This is a genomic window from Ruegeria sp. ABV4_181, from assembly GCF_056158465.1.
This window is the reverse complement of sequence record NZ_JBSWTI010000002.1, coordinates 1,818,553-1,835,603: the sequence shown is the minus strand read 5'-3', so window position 1 is coordinate 1,835,603 and position 17,051 is coordinate 1,818,553. Positions and strand designations below refer to the sequence as shown.

At 61.0% G+C, this 17,051-nt stretch carries 13 protein-coding genes; 3 read left to right on the top strand and 10 right to left on the bottom strand.

Features of this window, described 5'->3' with window-relative positions:
• Window positions 1-179 precede the first annotated feature (179 nt).
• Window positions 180-1,358: a BaiN/RdsA family NAD(P)/FAD-dependent oxidoreductase gene (locus ACXAC3_RS09080; RefSeq protein ID WP_475158966.1), complete on the top strand. Its 1,179-nt coding sequence runs from the start codon at window positions 180-182 to the stop codon at window positions 1,356-1,358.
• Here ACXAC3_RS09080 and ACXAC3_RS09075 read toward each other — a convergent pair.
• The 9 genes from ACXAC3_RS09075 to mraZ form a co-directional block, all read right to left on the bottom strand.
• A complete protein-coding gene (locus ACXAC3_RS09075; protein WP_475158965.1) occupies window positions 1,355-1,729 on the bottom strand; it encodes a glycine zipper family protein in 375 nt (124 codons plus the stop codon). The two genes, ACXAC3_RS09080 and ACXAC3_RS09075, sit on opposite strands and share 4 nt — an antisense overlap.
• Before the next feature lie 104 nt (window positions 1,730-1,833).
• On the bottom strand, window positions 1,834-3,234 hold the full coding sequence (murD, locus tag ACXAC3_RS09070; protein ID WP_475158964.1) for a UDP-N-acetylmuramoyl-L-alanine--D-glutamate ligase: 1,401 nt from the start codon (window positions 3,232-3,234) through the stop codon (window positions 1,834-1,836).
• A 150-nt stretch (window positions 3,235-3,384) separates the two neighbouring features.
• Window positions 3,385-4,467 carry a phospho-N-acetylmuramoyl-pentapeptide-transferase gene (gene mraY, locus ACXAC3_RS09065; RefSeq protein WP_475158963.1) on the bottom strand — a complete coding sequence of 361 codons (1,083 nt, stop codon included), beginning with the start codon at window positions 4,465-4,467 and terminating at the stop codon, window positions 3,385-3,387.
• Between the two features lie 24 nt (window positions 4,468-4,491).
• Window positions 4,492-5,886, bottom strand: a complete 1,395-nt coding sequence (locus ACXAC3_RS09060) for a UDP-N-acetylmuramoyl-tripeptide--D-alanyl-D-alanine ligase (protein WP_475158962.1) — start codon at window positions 5,884-5,886, stop codon at window positions 4,492-4,494.
• The gene (locus tag ACXAC3_RS09055) at window positions 5,883-7,364 is read right to left on the bottom strand and encodes a UDP-N-acetylmuramoyl-L-alanyl-D-glutamate--2,6-diaminopimelate ligase (RefSeq protein ID WP_475158961.1); all 1,482 of its coding nucleotides are present in this window, start codon (window positions 7,362-7,364) and stop codon (window positions 5,883-5,885) included. The genes ACXAC3_RS09060 and ACXAC3_RS09055 overlap by 4 nt, the downstream gene beginning before the upstream one ends.
• Window positions 7,365-7,386: 22 nt before the next feature.
• On the bottom strand, window positions 7,387-9,174 hold the full coding sequence (locus tag ACXAC3_RS09050; RefSeq protein WP_475158959.1) for a peptidoglycan D,D-transpeptidase FtsI family protein: 1,788 nt from the start codon (window positions 9,172-9,174) through the stop codon (window positions 7,387-7,389).
• A complete protein-coding gene (gene ftsL / locus ACXAC3_RS09045) occupies window positions 9,171-9,539 on the bottom strand; it encodes a cell division protein FtsL (protein WP_475158957.1) in 369 nt (122 codons plus the stop codon). The genes ACXAC3_RS09050 and ftsL overlap by 4 nt, the downstream gene beginning before the upstream one ends.
• Window positions 9,536-10,528 carry a 16S rRNA (cytosine(1402)-N(4))-methyltransferase RsmH gene (gene rsmH, locus ACXAC3_RS09040; protein ID WP_475158954.1) on the bottom strand — a complete coding sequence of 331 codons (993 nt, stop codon included), beginning with the start codon at window positions 10,526-10,528 and terminating at the stop codon, window positions 9,536-9,538. Before rsmH ends, ftsL begins: the two co-directional genes overlap by 4 nt.
• Before the next feature lie 4 nt (window positions 10,529-10,532).
• On the bottom strand, window positions 10,533-11,036 hold the full coding sequence (mraZ, locus tag ACXAC3_RS09035) for a division/cell wall cluster transcriptional repressor MraZ (RefSeq protein WP_475158951.1): 504 nt from the start codon (window positions 11,034-11,036) through the stop codon (window positions 10,533-10,535).
• An 883-nt stretch (window positions 11,037-11,919) separates the two neighbouring features.
• On the opposite strand from mraZ, the gene ACXAC3_RS09030 reads away from it, so the two are divergent.
• Window positions 11,920-12,144 (top strand): DUF1127 domain-containing protein, encoded by a 225-nt coding sequence (locus tag ACXAC3_RS09030; protein ID WP_475158948.1) that lies wholly within the window; start codon window positions 11,920-11,922, stop codon window positions 12,142-12,144.
• A gap of 522 nt (window positions 12,145-12,666) precedes the next feature.
• Here ACXAC3_RS09030 and ACXAC3_RS09025 read toward each other — a convergent pair.
• Complete coding sequence (locus tag ACXAC3_RS09025) at window positions 12,667-15,060, bottom strand: ATP-dependent helicase (protein ID WP_475158946.1); 2,394 nt, start codon at window positions 15,058-15,060, stop codon at window positions 12,667-12,669.
• A 167-nt stretch (window positions 15,061-15,227) separates the two neighbouring features.
• Between ACXAC3_RS09025 and ACXAC3_RS09020 the strand changes: the two genes are divergently transcribed.
• Window positions 15,228-17,027, top strand: a complete 1,800-nt coding sequence (locus ACXAC3_RS09020; RefSeq protein WP_475158944.1) for a sensor domain-containing diguanylate cyclase — start codon at window positions 15,228-15,230, stop codon at window positions 17,025-17,027.
• Window positions 17,028-17,051 lie beyond the last annotated feature (24 nt).

Below are 17,051 nucleotides of genomic sequence, written 5' to 3'. Positions count from 1 at the left end.
GACTTGACCTGCAGTCCTATTCTTAATGTGGAAACATGACAGTGCACCGGGCGGCTGACAATCCGCATTGCCAACGGTTCTCAAAACAGGCGATGGCCGGATGACATTCGCGGCCATTCTTGGTCCGGACGTCGGCGTGGCCCCTTGCCTTCGCTTTCAATCCACGCCATGCGCTGCGCATGACCTATGACACGATCATCCTCGGTGCCGGCGCTGCCGGTATGATGTGCGCGACGCATTGCGGCGGGCGCGTTCTGGTGATCGATCACGCGAAAGCGCCGGGTGAGAAAATCCGTATCTCGGGCGGCGGGCGCTGCAACTTTACCAACATGTATGCGGGTCCGGGCAACTTCCTGTCGCAGAACCCGCATTTCTGCAAGTCCGCTTTGGCGCGCTACACGCAATGGGATTTCATTGATCTTGTCGGACGCCACAACATCGCGTGGCATGAAAAAACGCTGGGTCAGTTGTTCTGCGACGGGTCCTCGAAGCAGATCATCCAGATGCTGCTGACCGAGATGGAGCGCGCCGGGGCCGAGCTCTGGGTGCGGACCGAGCTGAAGGACCTGCGCAAGACCGACGGCGGCTATGCGTTACAGGTTGAGCGTGAAGGGCAGCGCCTTGGCCTGACCTGTACCAACCTCGTACTGGCCACGGGCGGCAAGTCGATCCCCAAGATGGGGGCGACCGGGCTGGCCTATGACATTGCGCAGCAGTTCGGGCTTCGGATGACCGAGACGCGGGCAGCACTGGTGCCGTTCACCTTTTCGGACGGGAAGTTCAAGGACCTCTCCGGGGTCTCTCTGCCCGCGCGGCTGTCAAACGACCGCACCACATTTGACGAAGCGCTGCTGTTCACCCATCGCGGTCTCAGTGGGCCATCGGTGCTGCAACTGTCGTCCTACTGGCGCGAGGGCGAGGCGGTCCGCGTCAATCTGATCCCTGAGCTTCCCCTGTTCGACCTGATGCGCGAACAGCGCCAGGCCGGGGGCCGCAAGGCGCTGACCACCGAATTGGCGCGCCACCTGCCCGCGCGACTGGTGGATTACCTCAGCCAGCATGTTCCGATGCTGGGCAATCTGGCCGATCAGTCGGACGCCGCGCTGACCGAACTAGTTGCGGCGCTGTCCGATTGGCGTCTGACGCCTTCGGGTACCGAAGGCTACCGCACCGCCGAGGTCACGCTGGGCGGGATCAACACCGATGACCTGTCGTCCAAAACAATGGAGGCCAGGGATGTCCCCGGCCTCTATGTGATTGGCGAAGCGGTGGATGTCACCGGCTGGCTGGGCGGCTACAATTTCCAGTGGGCGTGGTCCTCGGGCCACGCCGCCGGAACAGCCATCGCAGCCCGTTAGCCCACGACGTTATAGCCGCGCCCGCGCATGCAGTTGCGCACGATGACTTCCTGATTCTGGGTATTGTTGATCGCGCTTGCCCCGGCACCAACCAAAGCGCCCGCGACAGCCGCGCGGCCCAGATCGCTGGCGCTGTCATCGATAATGGCTTTCGCACCGGCGGCACCGGCGGCACCAATCGCGGCGGCGCCTGCCGTGTTGCTGTCTACCGTGGGTTGCGATCTTGCCAACGCCTGACACTGGGCCAGATCCGCGTTGTAATTCGGACCGACCGGTCCGTCGACAATCGGCTGGTAATTCGCACCAACGTTCGTGCAGGCTCCGATCGCCAGAACGGCAGGAAGGATCAGAGAAAACTTACGGTATGGCATAATCATGACCTCGTGTTGAATTTCCGAAAGGCAAACCCAATAAGCATGGCGCGTCAAGCAGCTAGCAATTCAGCTTCGCCCAACCGGCGGTCTATTGCAAACACCTAATCGGCCAGCCGCTGCCGGACCTGCGCCACAAAGTCTTCGCCGCGTTGTTCGAAATTGTCATATTGATCAAAGCTGGCCGCGGCCGGGGCCAGCAGGATCGTCTCACCCGGCTGTGCATCGGCCATCGCCTGTTCAACGGCGGCCGCCATAGTTGTGCAAACCTGCGCCTCAGCCTGCAACTGCATGGCAAAACCGGCCGCCTCGCGCCCGATGACATAGGCCTTGATCACCTGATCGGCGGCGCCGTTCAGGGCATCCAGGCCACCTTCTTTCTGCAACCCGCCACAAATCCAGCGAATCTTTGCAAAGGCGCTCAGCGCCTTGAGCGCGCTGTCCACATTTGTTGCCTTGGAATTGTTCACATAGGTCACGCCGTCTGCTTCGGCGATGATCTGGCTGCGATGCGGCAGACCGGGGTAACTGTGCAGCGCATCCTCGATCACGCGGGGGGCCAGACCCAACGCGCGGCAGGCTGCGTAAGCAGCGCAGGCGTTCTGGTGGTTATGCGCCCCGGGCAGCCCCCGGATCCCGCGCAGGTCGATCGAGCCCGCCTGCCGGCCCTTGCGGTACTCTGACAGGAACCCCTTGCGCGCAAAGACCTGCCAGCCCGGCCCGGTCAGCTTTCGCGTCACCGAGATGCGGATCACCTGATCGTCCGCAGGCCCTTCCGACAGCTGCCCCGCAAGAAACGCGCCTTCTTTTTCGTCAATGCCGATGACTGCGCGGTCTGGACCACCTTCGGCAAAAAGCCTGCGCTTGGCTGCGAAATAGCCGCCCATCCCTCCGTGCCGGTCCAGGTGGTCCGGCGACAGGTTGGTGAAAACTGCAACGTCCGGTGTCAGGGCACGCGCCAGTTCGGTCTGATAGCTGGAAAGCTCCAGCACTACGACCGACCCATCGCTGCCGGGATCGATATCCAGCACGCCGCGCCCGATATTTCCGGCCAATTGCGCCGCGCGCCCGGCTGCGGTCAGGATGTGATGGATCAGGGCCGCCGTAGTCGATTTCCCGTTCGACCCGGTAACCGCGATCACGCGCGGCGGGGTGTCAAACCTGTTCCACTCCGGCCCGGCGAAAGACCTGAAGAACAGACCGATATCATTGTCGACCGGAACACCGGCATCCAATGCCGCCACGACGACCGGGTTTGGTTCGGGGTAAAGATGCGGGATTCCGGGCGAAACGATCAGCGCGGCGATGTCGTCAAACGCCCCGTGACGGTGCAGGTCGATGCAAGTGAAGCCCTCGGCCTCAGCGGTCTCACGGGCGGCGGGATTGTCATCCCAACAGACTGGCTCGGCCTTGCCTGCCCGCAATGCGCGGGCGGCAGCCAGACCCGACCTGCCAAGCCCCAGAACTGCAACCTTCTGCCCTGAAAACCCTTTGACCGGGATCATTCCGACCTACCCTTTTTTGCCGTCCGATTGGCGGCCACACTGCGCAGAAGAGGTCACTGATGGCAAGGGGGGCAAAGGCTCGCGCTCCAGCGCGAGCCGGGCCCAACAGGTGGCAGTCGGACCACAGGTCCGCCGAACCTGGCGGGAGCTTTACCGGACTTTCAGCGTCGCCAGACCGATCATCGCCAGGATCAGCGAGATGATCCAGAACCGGATCACGATGGTCGGCTCGGCCCAGCCCTTTTTCTCATAATGGTGGTGGATCGGCGCCATCAGGAACACACGGCGCCCGGTGCGCTTGAAATACAGAACCTGAATGATCACGCTCAGCGCTTCGACCACGAAAAGACCACCGACAACAGCCAGCACCAGTTCGTGCTTGGTGGCCACCGCAATGGCACCCAGCGCGCCCCCCAGCGCCAGTGAACCGGTGTCGCCCATGAACACCGCGGCGGGCGGCGCGTTATACCACAGGAACCCAAGCCCCGCGCCGAACAACGCTGAGGTAAAGATGAAAATCTCGCCGGTTCCCGGCACGTAATGCACATCCAGATACTCGGTAAAGTCGACCCGACCCACCGCATAGGCGATGATCCCCAGCGTCGATGCAGCAATCATTGCGGGCATGATCGCCAGCCCGTCCAGCCCATCGGTCAGGTTGACCGCGTTCGCGGCCCCGACAATCACCACGATGGCAAAAGGAATGTAGAATATCCCAAGATTGACCAGCGTATCCTTGAACACCGGCACCGCCAGTTGGTTCTGCAATGCATCAGGGTGGTGCAACGTCGCCCAGAGCGATGCCAGAACCGCAATAATGACCCCCAGCGCCAGCCGCATCCGGCCTGAAACACCCTGGGTATTCTGTTTCGAAACCTTGGCGTAATCATCCGCAAAGCCTATCGCCGCATAGGCCAGCGTCACGAACAACACCATCCAGACATAGGGGTTGTCCCATCGCGCCCAGGCCAGTGTCGAAGTCACCAGCGCCCCAACGATCAGCAACCCGCCCATGGTCGGAGTTCCGGCTTTCGAGAAATGACCCTCGGGACCGTCATCCCGGATCGGCTGACCCTTGCCCTGTTTTTTGCGCAGCACGTTGATCAGAGGCTTGCCAAAGATGAACCCGAAAATCAGCGCCGTCAGAAAGGCCCCGCCCGCTCGGAACGTGATATAGCGGAAGAGGTTCCAGAAATCCCCTCCATCCGACAGGGCGGTCAACCAATAGAGCATGTCAAAACCTTTCTCGTGCGGCGATCATGGGTCAAGCGCGCTCCCTTGCCCCATTTTCCGCAAACCGTCAACAATCTGTGCCAGCGCCATGCTCAGCGATCCTTTTGCCAGCACCGTGTCGCCCGGGCGCACCAGATCCGTCAGCTGCGCGGCCATCTCGTCGCTGGTCATAAACCAAAGCCCGCGCTTCTCTTCGGGCAAAGCCTGATGCAGCGCCTGCATCAACGGGCCGATGCAATGCACCTGATCGACCCGCGCCATCGCCGCGACACCAGCCATGTCGGCGTGCATGGCGGTTTCTTGGGCTCCCAACTCTTTCATATCGCCCAGAAATGCGATGCGGCGAGCCGCCTGCGATGCGGCCAGAACGTCCAGCGCGGCCTCCATCGAGGTCGGGTTCGCGTTATAGCTGTCGTCCAGCAATTCGATCTGCCCGCCACTTGAAAGCGTGATCTGTTCCCGCACCCCGCGCCCCTTGACGGGCGACCACGCGCCAAGCCCGGCGATGGCCTGATCCAGATCGACACCCATTTCGACGCAAGCAGCCAATGCCCCAAGCGCGTTCATTGCAAAATGTGTACCTGCGGACCCTACGTTAAACGAGACTGTCCTGCCCGCAACAGACGCCGTCGCATGAACCGAGTCGGGCCGCTGCGACACTTCCGTCAATTTGTAATCCGCGCCGTTCCGGCCGAACTCGACCGTTTTTGCGCCGCGATCCCGGGCACAGCTCCGCAGAATGTCTGCCTGATCAATGTCGGCGTTCACGATGGCGGACCCGCCTTGTGACAGCCCGTCAAATATCGCCGCCTTTTCATGCGCGATTCCGGCGACCGAGTCGAACGCCTCCAGATGCACCGCGGCCACTGTTGTCACCAGCGCTACATGAGGGCGGGCTTGCCGGGCCAGGGGCGCAATCTCTCCGGGGTGGTTCATTCCAATCTCGATCACGGCGAATTCGGTGTCGCGCGGCATCCGGGCCAGCGTCAAAGGTACGCCCCAATGGTTGTTGTAGCTGGCGACACTGGCATGCGTTTTGCCCTGTGCTTCAAGGATCGTCGCCAGCATCTCCTTGGTCGACGTCTTGCCGACGCTGCCGGTAACGCCAACGACTTTCGCATCGCTACGCTGGCGCGCCGCCTGCCCCAGCGCCTCCAGGCCTTCCTGAACATCCGCAACGATCAACAGCGGCGCATCCTCGGGCACGCCATCGGGGACGCGCGATACCAAGGCGGCCCCGGCCCCCTTTTCCAGAGCCTGCGCCACAAAGTCATGCCCATCCCGCGCGGCCTTCAATGCAACGAACAGGTCCCCGGGCTGCAATGTACGGGTGTCGATGGAAACACCATCCGCCCGCCAATCCGTGGTGGCACGCCCACCGGTCGCCTGCGCGGCCTCTGCCGCTGTCCAGAGCGTCATGCGACCCTCCCATCCAGAGCGGCAACCGCGATACTGGCCTGTTCGACATCATCGAAGGGCAGAACCTGATCGCCCACGATCTGCCCGGTTTCGTGCCCCTTGCCCGCTATCAACAGCGCATCGCCGGGTTGTAAGGCATCAATGCCGCGCAGAATGGCTTCGGCCCGGTCGCCAACCTCGGTCGCTTCGGGCGCACCCAGCAACACGGCGGCGCGAATGGTGGCCGGATCTTCGCTGCGCGGGTTGTCATCGGTGACAAAGACGATATCTGCGTGATCCGACGCCGCCTTACCCATCAACGGGCGTTTGGTGGCATCGCGATCCCCGCCTGCACCAACTATGGCAATCAGGCGGCCCATCACATGCGGGCGCAGCGCCCTGAGGGCGGTCGCCACCGCATCGGGCGTATGGGCGTAATCCACAAACACGGCGGCGCCGTTTTCCCGGGTTGCGGCCAACTGCATCCGGCCGCGCACTGTGGACAGGTGCGGCAGGGTTTCGAAGACACGCTCGGGCTCTTCCCCGGCGGCGATGACCAATCCGCATGCCAGCAGGATGTTCTCGGCCTGAAACCCGCCGATCAGGTTCAGCCGGGTCTGGAAGGTTTTACCCTGCCAGGCAAAGCGCAAATCCTGGCCCGTCGAGTCAAAGCGCTGGTTTATCAGGCAAAGATCGGCGTCCCCCAAACCGACCCGCAGCACCGATTGGCCGCGCGCCTCGGCGATTTTGCAAAGGGCAGCGCCTTTTGGGTCGCTCATGTTGATGACGGCTGTGCCATCCTGTGGCAGCACACGGTCAAACAAGCCGGCCTTTGCGTTGAAATAGGCTTCGAAGGTTTCGTGATAGTCCAGATGGTCCTGCGTGAAGTTTGAAAACCCGGCCGCCGTCAGGTGCACACCATCCAGACGGCGCTGTTCCAGCCCGTGCGAGGATGCCTCCATCGCGGCATGGGTTACACCGTTTTCGGCGGCCTCGGCCAGACACCGATGCAGCGTGATCGGTTCGGGGGTCGTGTGGGCCAGCGGCGCGGTCCATGCGCCTTCGACCCCGGTTGTGCCAAGATTCACCGCCGCGTGACCCAGTTCCATCCAGATCTGGCGCACGAAAGTGGCGACCGAAGTTTTGCCGTTGGTCCCCGTGACCGCGACAATGGTCTGCGGTTGCGCGCCGAACCACAGCGCGGCGCATCCGGCCAGCGCCTGACGGGGGTCTTCGACGACGATCAGGGCTGCGTCAGACGCGGTCAGTTCACTTGCTGCGATCTCCGCGCCCTCGGCATCCGTCAGAATGGCAACCGCGCCCATACGCAGGGCGAACTGAATGAACTCACCGCCGTGAACCCGCGTGCCGGGCAGCGCGGCAAAGAGGTAACCCTCCTGAACCTCGCGGCTGTCGACGGCCAGCCCGGTGATGTCGGGATTGACGCCCCCCCGTGCGGTCAGGGCCAGTTGGCTGAGTTTCTTTGTCCTTGCGCCCATGCCCCACCTCTTTTCGGACAGCCTAATTTGAGGTCAGCGTTATAGCAGCGCCCGCCTCAGGCTCAAGCCGTGGACGCAGACCCAGCAAAGGGGCGACGCGACCGATCAGTTCTGCCGCGACGGGAACTGCTGTCCAGCCCGCCGTGCGCCGCTTTTCGCCATAGGCGACGATGGACGGCTCATCCAATGTGACGATCAGCACGTATTTAGGGTCGTAGGCGGGGAAGAGGGTGGCAAAGGTGGCAATGACCTTGTCGTCATAATACCCGCCGCGCGGTTTCGGCTTGTCGGCCGTCCCGGTCTTGCCGGCCACATCATAACCGGCCACATCGCCGAAACTGGCCGTGCCGTCAGTCACTACGCGACGCAGCATTTTCTGCGCCTGTTTCGCGGCACTTTCCGACAACACGCGTGGGCCATATTGCGGCCCGTTTTTGCGCAGGACGGTCGGGCTGACATAATACCCGCCATTGGCAATCGCCGCATAACCCGCAGCCAGATGCATCGGGCTGGTCGACAACCCGTGCCCATAAGAAATGGTCACGGTGCTCAGCTCGCCCCATTTCCTGGGCTTCAGCGGCTCCCCTCCTGCGGCCTCGACAATCTCGAACGGAGTGGGTTCGAACATGCCAAGGGACTGAAGGAAATCCTGCTGCCGTTGCGCCCCGATTTGCAGCGCCAGCCGCCCGGTGCCCCGGTTCGAGCTGTGGACGATCACGTCCGAAACGCTGATCTTGCCATAGTTCTTGCCGTTGAACTCGCCGATCGGAAAGCGGCCAATCTTCATCGGGCCCGAAGTGTCGATAATGGTGTTCGCGTTCACCAACCCCAGTTGAACCGCCTGTGCAGCGGTAAAGATCTTGAAGACCGAGCCCAATTCGTAAACGCCCTGCACATAGCGATTGAACAGGGGGCTGTCCGAGGGATCAAACCCCGATGTCGGCGGGCGCGGGCGATCGTTGGGGTCGAAGGACGGCAGCGACGCGGCCGAGACCACCTCGCCCGTATGCGCATTCATCAGAACGGCCGACGCGCCCTTGGCATTCATGATCCTCATGCCGCCGTAAAGCACCTGCTCGACCGCCGCCTGAACGGTCAGGTCCAGCGACAGTTGCAGGGGCTTGTTGCCGTTTGCCGGGTCGCGCAGATAGTCGTCGAACTGTTTCTCGACACCGGCCACACCGATGACCTCAGCGGCGCTCACGCCTTCGCGGCCAAAGCCGGAACCACCCAGGATATGCGCTGCCAGACGTCCGTTCGGATACAGCCGCATTTCGCGCGGGCCGAACAGAATGCCGGGATCACCGATATCGTGAACCGCCTGTTTCTGTTCAGGAGAAATGCGCTTTTTGATCCACAGGAATTTGCGACTGCCTGTGAAATCCTTGACCAGTCGTTCTTTCTCAAGATCGGGAAAGATCGCCACCAACTGATCAGCAGCCGCAATCGGGTCGATCATCAAGGGCGGCTGGGCGTAAACCGAATAGGTGTCCAGATTGGTCGCCAGAATGCGCCCTTCGCGATCCACGATATTGGCGCGCTGCATCGCAATTGCGGCACCGGGGGCCGAGGCCAGCGGTTCCTGCGCCTCGGACGTGGCCAGCATGCCCATGCGAAAGCCCACCACAGAAAAAGCGCAGAAAAAGAACAGACCCAGCACCAGCAGACGCCCTTCGGCCCGGGCGCGGGCGCGGTCCTTCATGTCTTCGTGACGCCGACGGATGTTTTCGCGTTCAATCGTCTTGGGGTTTTCACCGCGCGCGCGGGCGTCAAGAATGCGGGCCAGAGGACGCAGAGGCGTGCGGGTCATGGGATCTGCACCTCACCCAGCGCCTGGGTGTCGGTGATAGCCTGCAGTTCGATCGGGTCGACAATCGGCAGGTCGGGGTCCTCGGCATATGCGATTTGATCCGCACGACCGAATTGTTCCGCACGCAGGGGCAGCAGACCCAGGCGTTCAAAGTTCAGATCCGCCAGTTCGCGCAACCGGTCGGGACGGTTCAGATAGGCCCATTCCGCATTCAGCACCGCCAGCCGCACCTGCGCCATGCCAATCTCACGCTGCAATTTCTGCGTTTCCTTCACCACCTGCTGGGTGCGGTAATTCTCCTGATACGCCCACAGCGCCAGTCCAAACACGGCCAGAGCAGTCAACACATACAAAACACTCTTCATCTTGCCCTTTCCCCCAGTTGCGGCATGCCGATGGCGCGGGCATCTATTTCCCCGGCCGGAGCCTCGGTCCGAATTGCAACGCGCAGCTTGGCCGAGCGCGCGCGCGGATTGTCCTGCAACTCTTCCGCGTCCGGACCCACGGCCTTGCGGGTCTTGAGCGTGAATTGCGGCTGTTCCTGTTCCACCTCGGGCGCATAGCGATTGGCGCGCCCTGTTTTGCCGGCACGGGACTGAAAGAACCGTTTGACCATCCGGTCCTCGATCGAGTGAAAGGTGACCACGGCAAGCTGTCCGCCCGGTTTCAACGCCCGTTCGGCAGCCATGAGGCCCTGAAACAGTTCTTCATACTCGGCGTTCACCGCTATCCGCAGCCCCTGAAAACTGCGCGTGGCCTGGTGCGACTGCCCCGGTTTCGGACGCGGCAGGCAGGATTCGATGATCTCAACCAGTCGCAGCGTTGTGGTGATCGTTTCTTCGGCCCGCGCCCTGACGATGGCTTTGGCGATACGGCGGCTGGCGCGTTCCTCGCCATAGTGAAACAGGATATCGGCCAGTTGCGCCTCGGTCGCGTTGTTCACCAGATCGGCTGCGCTTTCGCCCTCCTGGCTCATACGCATGTCCAGCGGGCCGTCTTTCATGAAAGAAAAGCCGCGCTCGGCCTGATCCAGCTGCATGGACGAAACGCCGAGATCCAGAACCACCCCATCCAAATCCTGCGCATATTCGTCCATGCGTGAGAACACTCCGGGTTGCATCACCAGCCGGTCACCATAGGCACCCGCCCAATCCGCCGCCATCTCAAAGGCCAGCGGGTCCCGATCCACGCCAATGACCTTGTCCGCCCCGGCCTCCAGCAAACCAAGGGTATAGCCGCCGGCACCAAATGTCCCGTCCAGCCAGACGCCGGTCACGGGGGCTACGGCTGCCAGCAACGGACGCAGCAAAACAGGGATATGAGGTTTGTCCGAAGGGGTATCCGCGCCGGTCATGCCGCTAGGCATCCCCGGTGCCGTCTAGGAATTCCAGCGGGTCGAAATCCTCGGGCTGATCGTCGAGCCATTCTTCGGCAGCGGCCAGTTCAACGGATTCGTAGGTCTCGGGCTTCCAGATCTGGAACGTGTCGCCGGCGGCGATAAAGAAAGCTTCGCCTTCAAGCCCGATCTTGCTGCGCAGCTTGGCAGGCAGCACCAGCCTTCCTGTTTCGTCTACTGTGGTCGGGAAAGACTGACCATGGAACATGCGCTGCAGCATCTTCCGCTGCATCGAGCCGCGCGGCAGCGCGTCGATCTTGGCGTCGACCTCGTCAATCGCCTGCATCGTGTAACATTCAAGGAATTTGCGGCGGTGGTCGCCATAGACAATCACCAGTTCAGGGCTGTCACCGGGCTGCCAGTTCGGGTCCGAAGCTTCAAGCACACGGCGAAAAGAGGCCGGGATTGATACCCTGCCTTTCGCATCCACCTTGTGGTGGCTTTCACCTCTGAACCTGCGCGCCAAGACGACTGTCCCTTTCGCTTGCGCCCCACCTACATTTCCCCCCGGATGAAAAACGGCGGGTTGATCTGCTGCCACTGATCAACCCGCCGCATTGACCCGCTTTGCGGGATGTCCAGCTGCGCGCGCCACCTGGGGGGATGTCTGCTCGCCCGCGCGCCGGATCTCTTGATTGATGAAAGCGAGATGCCTGTATGAAACCTGTTTTTGTTGGTTCGGGGTCGTTTGGCGCCCCATGTACCTCGTCCTCATCGGATAAATAAGGGATGCCATGGGAATTCATGGAAATCAACAGGAAAATTTTCAAAACCAGCTCCGGAATCACTTTATATCGGAGCGAAGGCTAAATGAAAATACTCCGAAATTACCATAAATACGCATCTGTCTAACCATGATCGCTACATATTGTAGTATAGCTGCGCGCCCACCTTGTCCCACGATTTCCCAATAATTATTCACCAAGAAGCGATTATTGCCCGAAAGACCAGATCGATCAGGTCCAACCCAACGAATCAACCCGGACGGGTCGGCGCATATGCACCCCTTCCGCTAACCGCCCACGATTTCCCATGACGGTTCGATGGCCGCCCATCACCGATCCCTCCCAATTTCATAACGCACAAATTTCGGAAGACACCGCACAAAGAAGGGGCAGAACCCGGCATGCCAAAAAACACGAAGTTTTCCGCACCTCAGAAAAGGCGCAGCCAATACCCTTATTTTCAAGGGAATTCGCCAACGGGATCGCAACGCGTTGATATCTATGCACTTGCTGCATAGCAGCATTGACACCATCAGCTATTGTGCAATCGCAGCATTCACTTATTTTCAGTCTCAAGCAAACGCCGGAAACACCGGCAGCAACACAATATTACGGGTTACGCAAATGGCTGTAGCAACACATCAGACCGCGCTCAAAGGCGCTCCGACAACCGGCCTGGCTTCGCTGATCGAGGCTGCAAAGACCCGGTTCGCCCGCTATCGCGTCTATCGCCAGACGGTCAGCGAATTGTCCGAACTGTCGGATCGCGAACTGGCCGACCTTGGCCTGCACCGCTCGATGATCCGTCGTCTGGCGCAGCAGGCGGCCGAAGAACACTTTGCGCACTAAGCGCAACACCACATAACCGAGATCAGGTCCTTTCTCCTCCCTTAAGGACCTGTATTTCAGCGGCGGCATCTCTCCTCCTCCCTGATGTCGCCGCCCCTTATACCGGCTCCGGACGCCGGACACGAACACACCGGGTACTCCTCCTCCCTTTCCCGGTGTTGAAAGTGCGCGGCGACGTCTCTCCTCCTCCCTGACGTCGCCGCGTCTTCCTCATACCGGGATCAGACCCGGGTTCGCATACATCGGGGCTCTCCTCCTCCCTGCCCTGGTGTTGAAAGCGCGCGGCGACGCCTCTTCTCCTCCCTGACGTCGCCGCGTCTTCCTCATACCGGGATCAGACCCGGGTTCGGATACATCGGGGCTCTCCTCCTCCCTGCCCTGGTGTTGAAAAGAACGGCGGTTCCCCTCCTCCTCCCTGGGAACCGCCGTTTTTGTTTTCACGGACAAATAAATGGGCGCCTCGGCCGGTGCCGGGCGCCCCAGAAAAGGCAGAGCATGTGCCGCCAGGCACATTCGATTTGACTAAAAGGGCACGTCGTCCTTGGCTGACAAAAACCGCGAGACGACTTTCTTGACCCCGGCCTTGTCGAAATTGACCTCGACCTTGTCTCCCTCGATACCGATCACTGCGCCATAGCCGAATTTCTGGTGAAACACGCGCTCGCCCAGTGTGAAGCTGGCGACTGCCGTGGCGTCGATCACCGTATTGCGGCTTTCGCGTGGCTGAGAGGTTCCATACTGCCCCTGCCGCGCCTGCATCCGTTTCCACCCGGGCGAGTTATAGACATTTGCCTCTGCCGCGCGGGTTTCGATACTGGCCGCATGCTGTCCCCCGCCATAAAGCCCCGGGGGCGTCAAAACCTCAACATGATCCTCGGGCAATTCATCGATGAAGCGCGACGGCATCGAGTTCTGCCACTGCCCGAATACCCGTCTGTTGGCGGCGAAGGAAATCGTGCAGACCTCTTCCGCCCGGGTGATGCCGACATAGGCCAGCCGCCGTTCCTCTTCCAATCCCTTGATTCCGGTTTCGTCCATCGACCGCTGCGAGGGGAACAGCCCGTCCTCCCACCCCGGCAGGAACACAGCGGGAAACTCCAGCCCCTTGGCCGCATGCAGCGTCATGATCGAGACCTTGGCCCCGTCGCCCTCCTGCTCGTTGTCCATGACCAGGCTGACGTGTTCCAGAAACCCCTGCAGGTTTTCGAAATTGTCGAGCTGATTGACCAGTTCCTTGAGGTTTTCCAGCCGCCCCGGTGCCTCGGGTGTCTTTTCGTTCTGCCAGTGCGCGGTATAGCCGGATTCGTCCAGAACGACTTGTGCCAGTTCAATATGCGTCATTTCAGGTTCACCGAACCGCAGGGGGGCACCGTCATCAATCACCGACTCGTCGTCGACCTCAAGCCGTGGCCCGCGCGTCATCGCGTTCCACCGCGCCAACCCGTCAATCAACTCGCGCAGCGCCTTGCCGCCCTTGCCCTTGATCAGCCCGTTGTCGACCGCGATTCGCGCGCCGTCGACCAGAGACACCCCATTTTCCCGTGCCGTCATCTGAATCGTCTGCTGTGCCTTGTCGCCAAGGCCGCGTTTGGGCGTATTCACAATCCGCTCGAAGGCCAGATCGTCTCCGGGGCTGACCACCAGCCGGAAATAGGCCATGGCATCGCGAATCTCCATCCGCTCATAGAACCGCGGGCCGCCGATCACCTTGTAGGGCAGTCCGATGGTCAGAAACCGATCTTCGAATGCGCGCATCTGGTGAGAAGCGCGCACGAGGATGGCGATTTCATCCAGATTCATCTGACGAATTCCGCGTGTGCCCCCCTGTAAGGCGTCAATTTCCTCACCGATCCAACGGGCCTCTTCCTCGCCATCCCAATGACCGATCAGATGGACCTTGTGCCCCTCTTCCGCTTCGGTCCACAACTCTTTGCCCAGACGGCTTTCATTGCCGCGAATGACATTCGACGCGGCCGCCAGAATATGCGGGGTCGAGCGATAGTTCTGCTCCAGCCGCACCACGAAGGCGCCGGGGAAATCCTTTTCGAACCGCAGAATGTTGCCCACTTCGGCCCCGCGCCAGCCATAGATTGACTGGTCGTCGTCGCCCACACAGCAGATGTTCTTATGCGCCCCGGCCAGCAGGCGCAGCCAGAGGTACTGGGCAACGTTGGTATCCTGATATTCATCCACGAGGATGTAGCGGAACCAGCGTTGATATTGCTCCAGCACATCCTGATGGGTCTGGAAGATCGTGACCATATGCAAAAGCAGGTCGCCGAAATCCACCGCATTCAGTTCCCGCAGGCGGGTCTGGTACTGAGCGTATAGCTCGATACCCTTGTTGTTATAGGCCCCGGCATCCGCAGCAGGCACCTTGTCCGGCGTCAGTGCGCGGTTCTTCCAATCGTCAATGATCCCGGCCAGCATCCGTGCAGGCCAGCGTTTGTCGTCGATATTGGCGGCCTGGACCAGTTGCTTGAGCAGGCGCAACTGGTCGTCAGTGTCCAGAATGGTGAAGTTTGATTTCAGATCGACCAGCTCTGCGTGGCGACGCAACAGCTTGACACAGATCGAGTGGAAGGTGCCCAGCCACGGCATCCCTTCTGCCGGCTGCCCCAGCAGGCGGCCGACACGCTCCTTCATCTCGCGCGCGGCCTTGTTTGTGAAAGTGACCGACAAAATCTCGTTCGGGCGTGCCCGGCCGGTACTCAGCAAATGCGCAATACGGGCAGTCAGGGCCTTGGTTTTGCCCGTCCCCGCACCGGCCAGCATCAGTACCGGGCCGTCCAGACGCTCAACCGCTTCACGCTGCGCCGGGTTCAACTCGTCCAGATAGGGCGTCGGGCGCGTCGCCATCGCCCGCGCGGACAGCGATGCGCCTTCAAACGCGTCCATTTCGTCATAACTGCTCATGGGTCCAAACTACGCCGGATGCGCGCCGAGGGAAAGAGTTTGTTCACGGCTTGTTCACAAGGATTTTGCATGGTTTCAGCTTAATTCTAAACAAACGCGCCATCGCCGTTAACTCCCCGTAAAACCTTACCAAAGATGCTTGACCCAAAGCTGTGGGAGCGCGGGAAATGAAACAGAATGACATAAAGGGCCGGACATCGGGCCTGAAAATCGCGGGCATCTCGCTGATGCTGGTGGCGCTGACGGCGCTTGCGGGATGGGGGATCTACGCAATACCGGCGCCGGTGGTCGACCGGATGCTGGAATCGGATCTGCGGCACCGTGCGGCGCAATTGAATCAGCAGGTCGCAACCCATCTTCACGACGTTGAGGCCACGTTTGGACACGGCATTCTGGACGAACACGATCAGGAGTTTCTGGAGCTTTTGCCAGAAACCACGGACATCTACCGTTTCAAACTGTTCGATGCATCCGGGCGTGTGTTCTGGTCAACGCGCGAGGCGGATGTCGGGTCGGTGAACGCCAACCCCTATTTCAAAGAGGTCATTGCCACAGGGAATATGTACTACAGGCACGAAGAAAAACCGATCTCCGAGGTTCGGTCTTTCGACATGGAGAGTATGGAGGCCGGCGGCAAGAAAACCTGCCATGTGGCCGAGATATATACCCCGATCATCAAAGACGGGCGGTTTCTGGGCGCGATTGAGTTCTATTCGGACATCACGCCACAACGGGACCTGTTCATCACGCGCGTGCGGCTATCTCTGACAGTGCTTTGCGCGGTGTCGCTGCTGGCGCTGACGGCGGTCATTCTGGTGATCCATCGCACGAATCGTCGGCAGGTGCGCGATCTGCGCATCCGCGCCGCCAAGGAACGCGAGTTGATGGATGACCAGCTTCGCCTTGCACGTGAGGTTCGGTTGCTGGGCGAGTTGAACGAATGGCTGCAATCCAGCCGGTCTCTGGACGAACTGTTCGACATGGTCTCGCGGTTCATGACCCATATCCTGCCCGAGGCGGAAGGCAGCGTTTATGTCTACTCGAATTCGCGGGACGTTCTGGATGGCTGCGCCAGCTGGAACGGAGGAACACATAAGGCGCATATACATCCCGAAGGGTGCTGGGGCCTGCGACGGGGCCGGACCTATGAATACGGGGCGTCCGAGATCGACTTTGTCTGCGAACATGCAGAACCGCATGACGGACGGCCATATTTCTGTTTCCCTATTCTGGCCCATGGCGAAACCGTTGGATTGCTGCACCTGCGCGCCCACGAAGGCACCGACAACTCGTTTCACGCCAGCAAGAAACTGGCGCAGCTCTGCGCCGAACAAATCAGCATGGCAATCGCAAATGTGCGGATGCGGGATCAGTTGCACGATCAGTCAGTCCGGGACCCCCTGACCGGGCTGTTCAACCGCCGGCACATGACCGAAACCCTGCGCAAAGCTATCAGCCGCAGCCAGCAAACCGGCGCACAGCTGAGCCTGATCGCCGTGGATGTCGATCATTTCAAAAAGTTCAATGACACGCATGGGCATGACGCCGGGGACATGGTTCTGCGGGCCGTGGGTTCGGCGCTGGAACAAGGTTGCGACCGGGACGAGGTTGCCTGTCGCATTGGCGGTGAGGAGTTCATGCTGATCCTGCCGGACAACACGCCGGACGACGCGATGATGCGGGCTGAACAGCTGCGCCAGGCGGTCGAGGCGGTCGCGGTCCGCTATGGCGAGAAATCGCTGCCGCGTATCACGATCTCGGTTGGTGTGGCCCATTACCCGGCGCATGGAACCATGCCACAGGATCTGATGCGCGCCGCAGATGACGCGCTGTACGTTGCCAAGGACAAAGGGCGCAACCAGGTGCACGCCGCCCGGTCGGTCTCTGCGGCAATTCCAGAGGCCGAAAGGACCAAACGGAAGCCAGCGCAACCGCCCAACGCGGCCCCGCCGGCACCAGCGGCCTGAAATCCTTGCAGAATCGCGTGGCAG

Bases quoted from the DNA above. Each gene is read 5' to 3' on its own strand.
- ACXAC3_RS09030 (WP_475158948.1), top strand. From the start codon at position 11,920: ATGGCTGTAGCAACACATCAGACCGCGCTCAAAGGCGCTCCGACAACC.
- murD (WP_475158964.1), bottom strand. From the start codon at position 3,234: ATGATCCCGGTCAAAGGGTTTTCAGGGCAGAAGGTTGCAGTTCTGGGG.
- ACXAC3_RS09060 (WP_475158962.1), bottom strand. From the start codon at position 5,886: ATGACGCTCTGGACAGCGGCAGAGGCCGCGCAGGCGACCGGTGGGCGT.
- ACXAC3_RS09080 (WP_475158966.1), top strand. From the start codon at position 180: ATGACCTATGACACGATCATCCTCGGTGCCGGCGCTGCCGGTATGATG.
- ftsL (WP_475158957.1), bottom strand. From the start codon at position 9,539: ATGAAGAGTGTTTTGTATGTGTTGACTGCTCTGGCCGTGTTTGGACTG.
- rsmH (WP_475158954.1), bottom strand. From the start codon at position 10,528: ATGACCGGCGCGGATACCCCTTCGGACAAACCTCATATCCCTGTTTTG.
- ACXAC3_RS09050 (WP_475158959.1), bottom strand. From the start codon at position 9,174: ATGACCCGCACGCCTCTGCGTCCTCTGGCCCGCATTCTTGACGCCCGC.
- ACXAC3_RS09025 (WP_475158946.1), bottom strand. From the start codon at position 15,060: ATGAGCAGTTATGACGAAATGGACGCGTTTGAAGGCGCATCGCTGTCC.
- mraY (WP_475158963.1), bottom strand. From the start codon at position 4,467: ATGCTCTATTGGTTGACCGCCCTGTCGGATGGAGGGGATTTCTGGAAC.
- ACXAC3_RS09055 (WP_475158961.1), bottom strand. From the start codon at position 7,364: ATGGGCGCAAGGACAAAGAAACTCAGCCAACTGGCCCTGACCGCACGG.
- ACXAC3_RS09075 (WP_475158965.1), bottom strand. From the start codon at position 1,729: ATGCCATACCGTAAGTTTTCTCTGATCCTTCCTGCCGTTCTGGCGATC.
- ACXAC3_RS09020 (WP_475158944.1), top strand. From the start codon at position 15,228: ATGAAACAGAATGACATAAAGGGCCGGACATCGGGCCTGAAAATCGCG.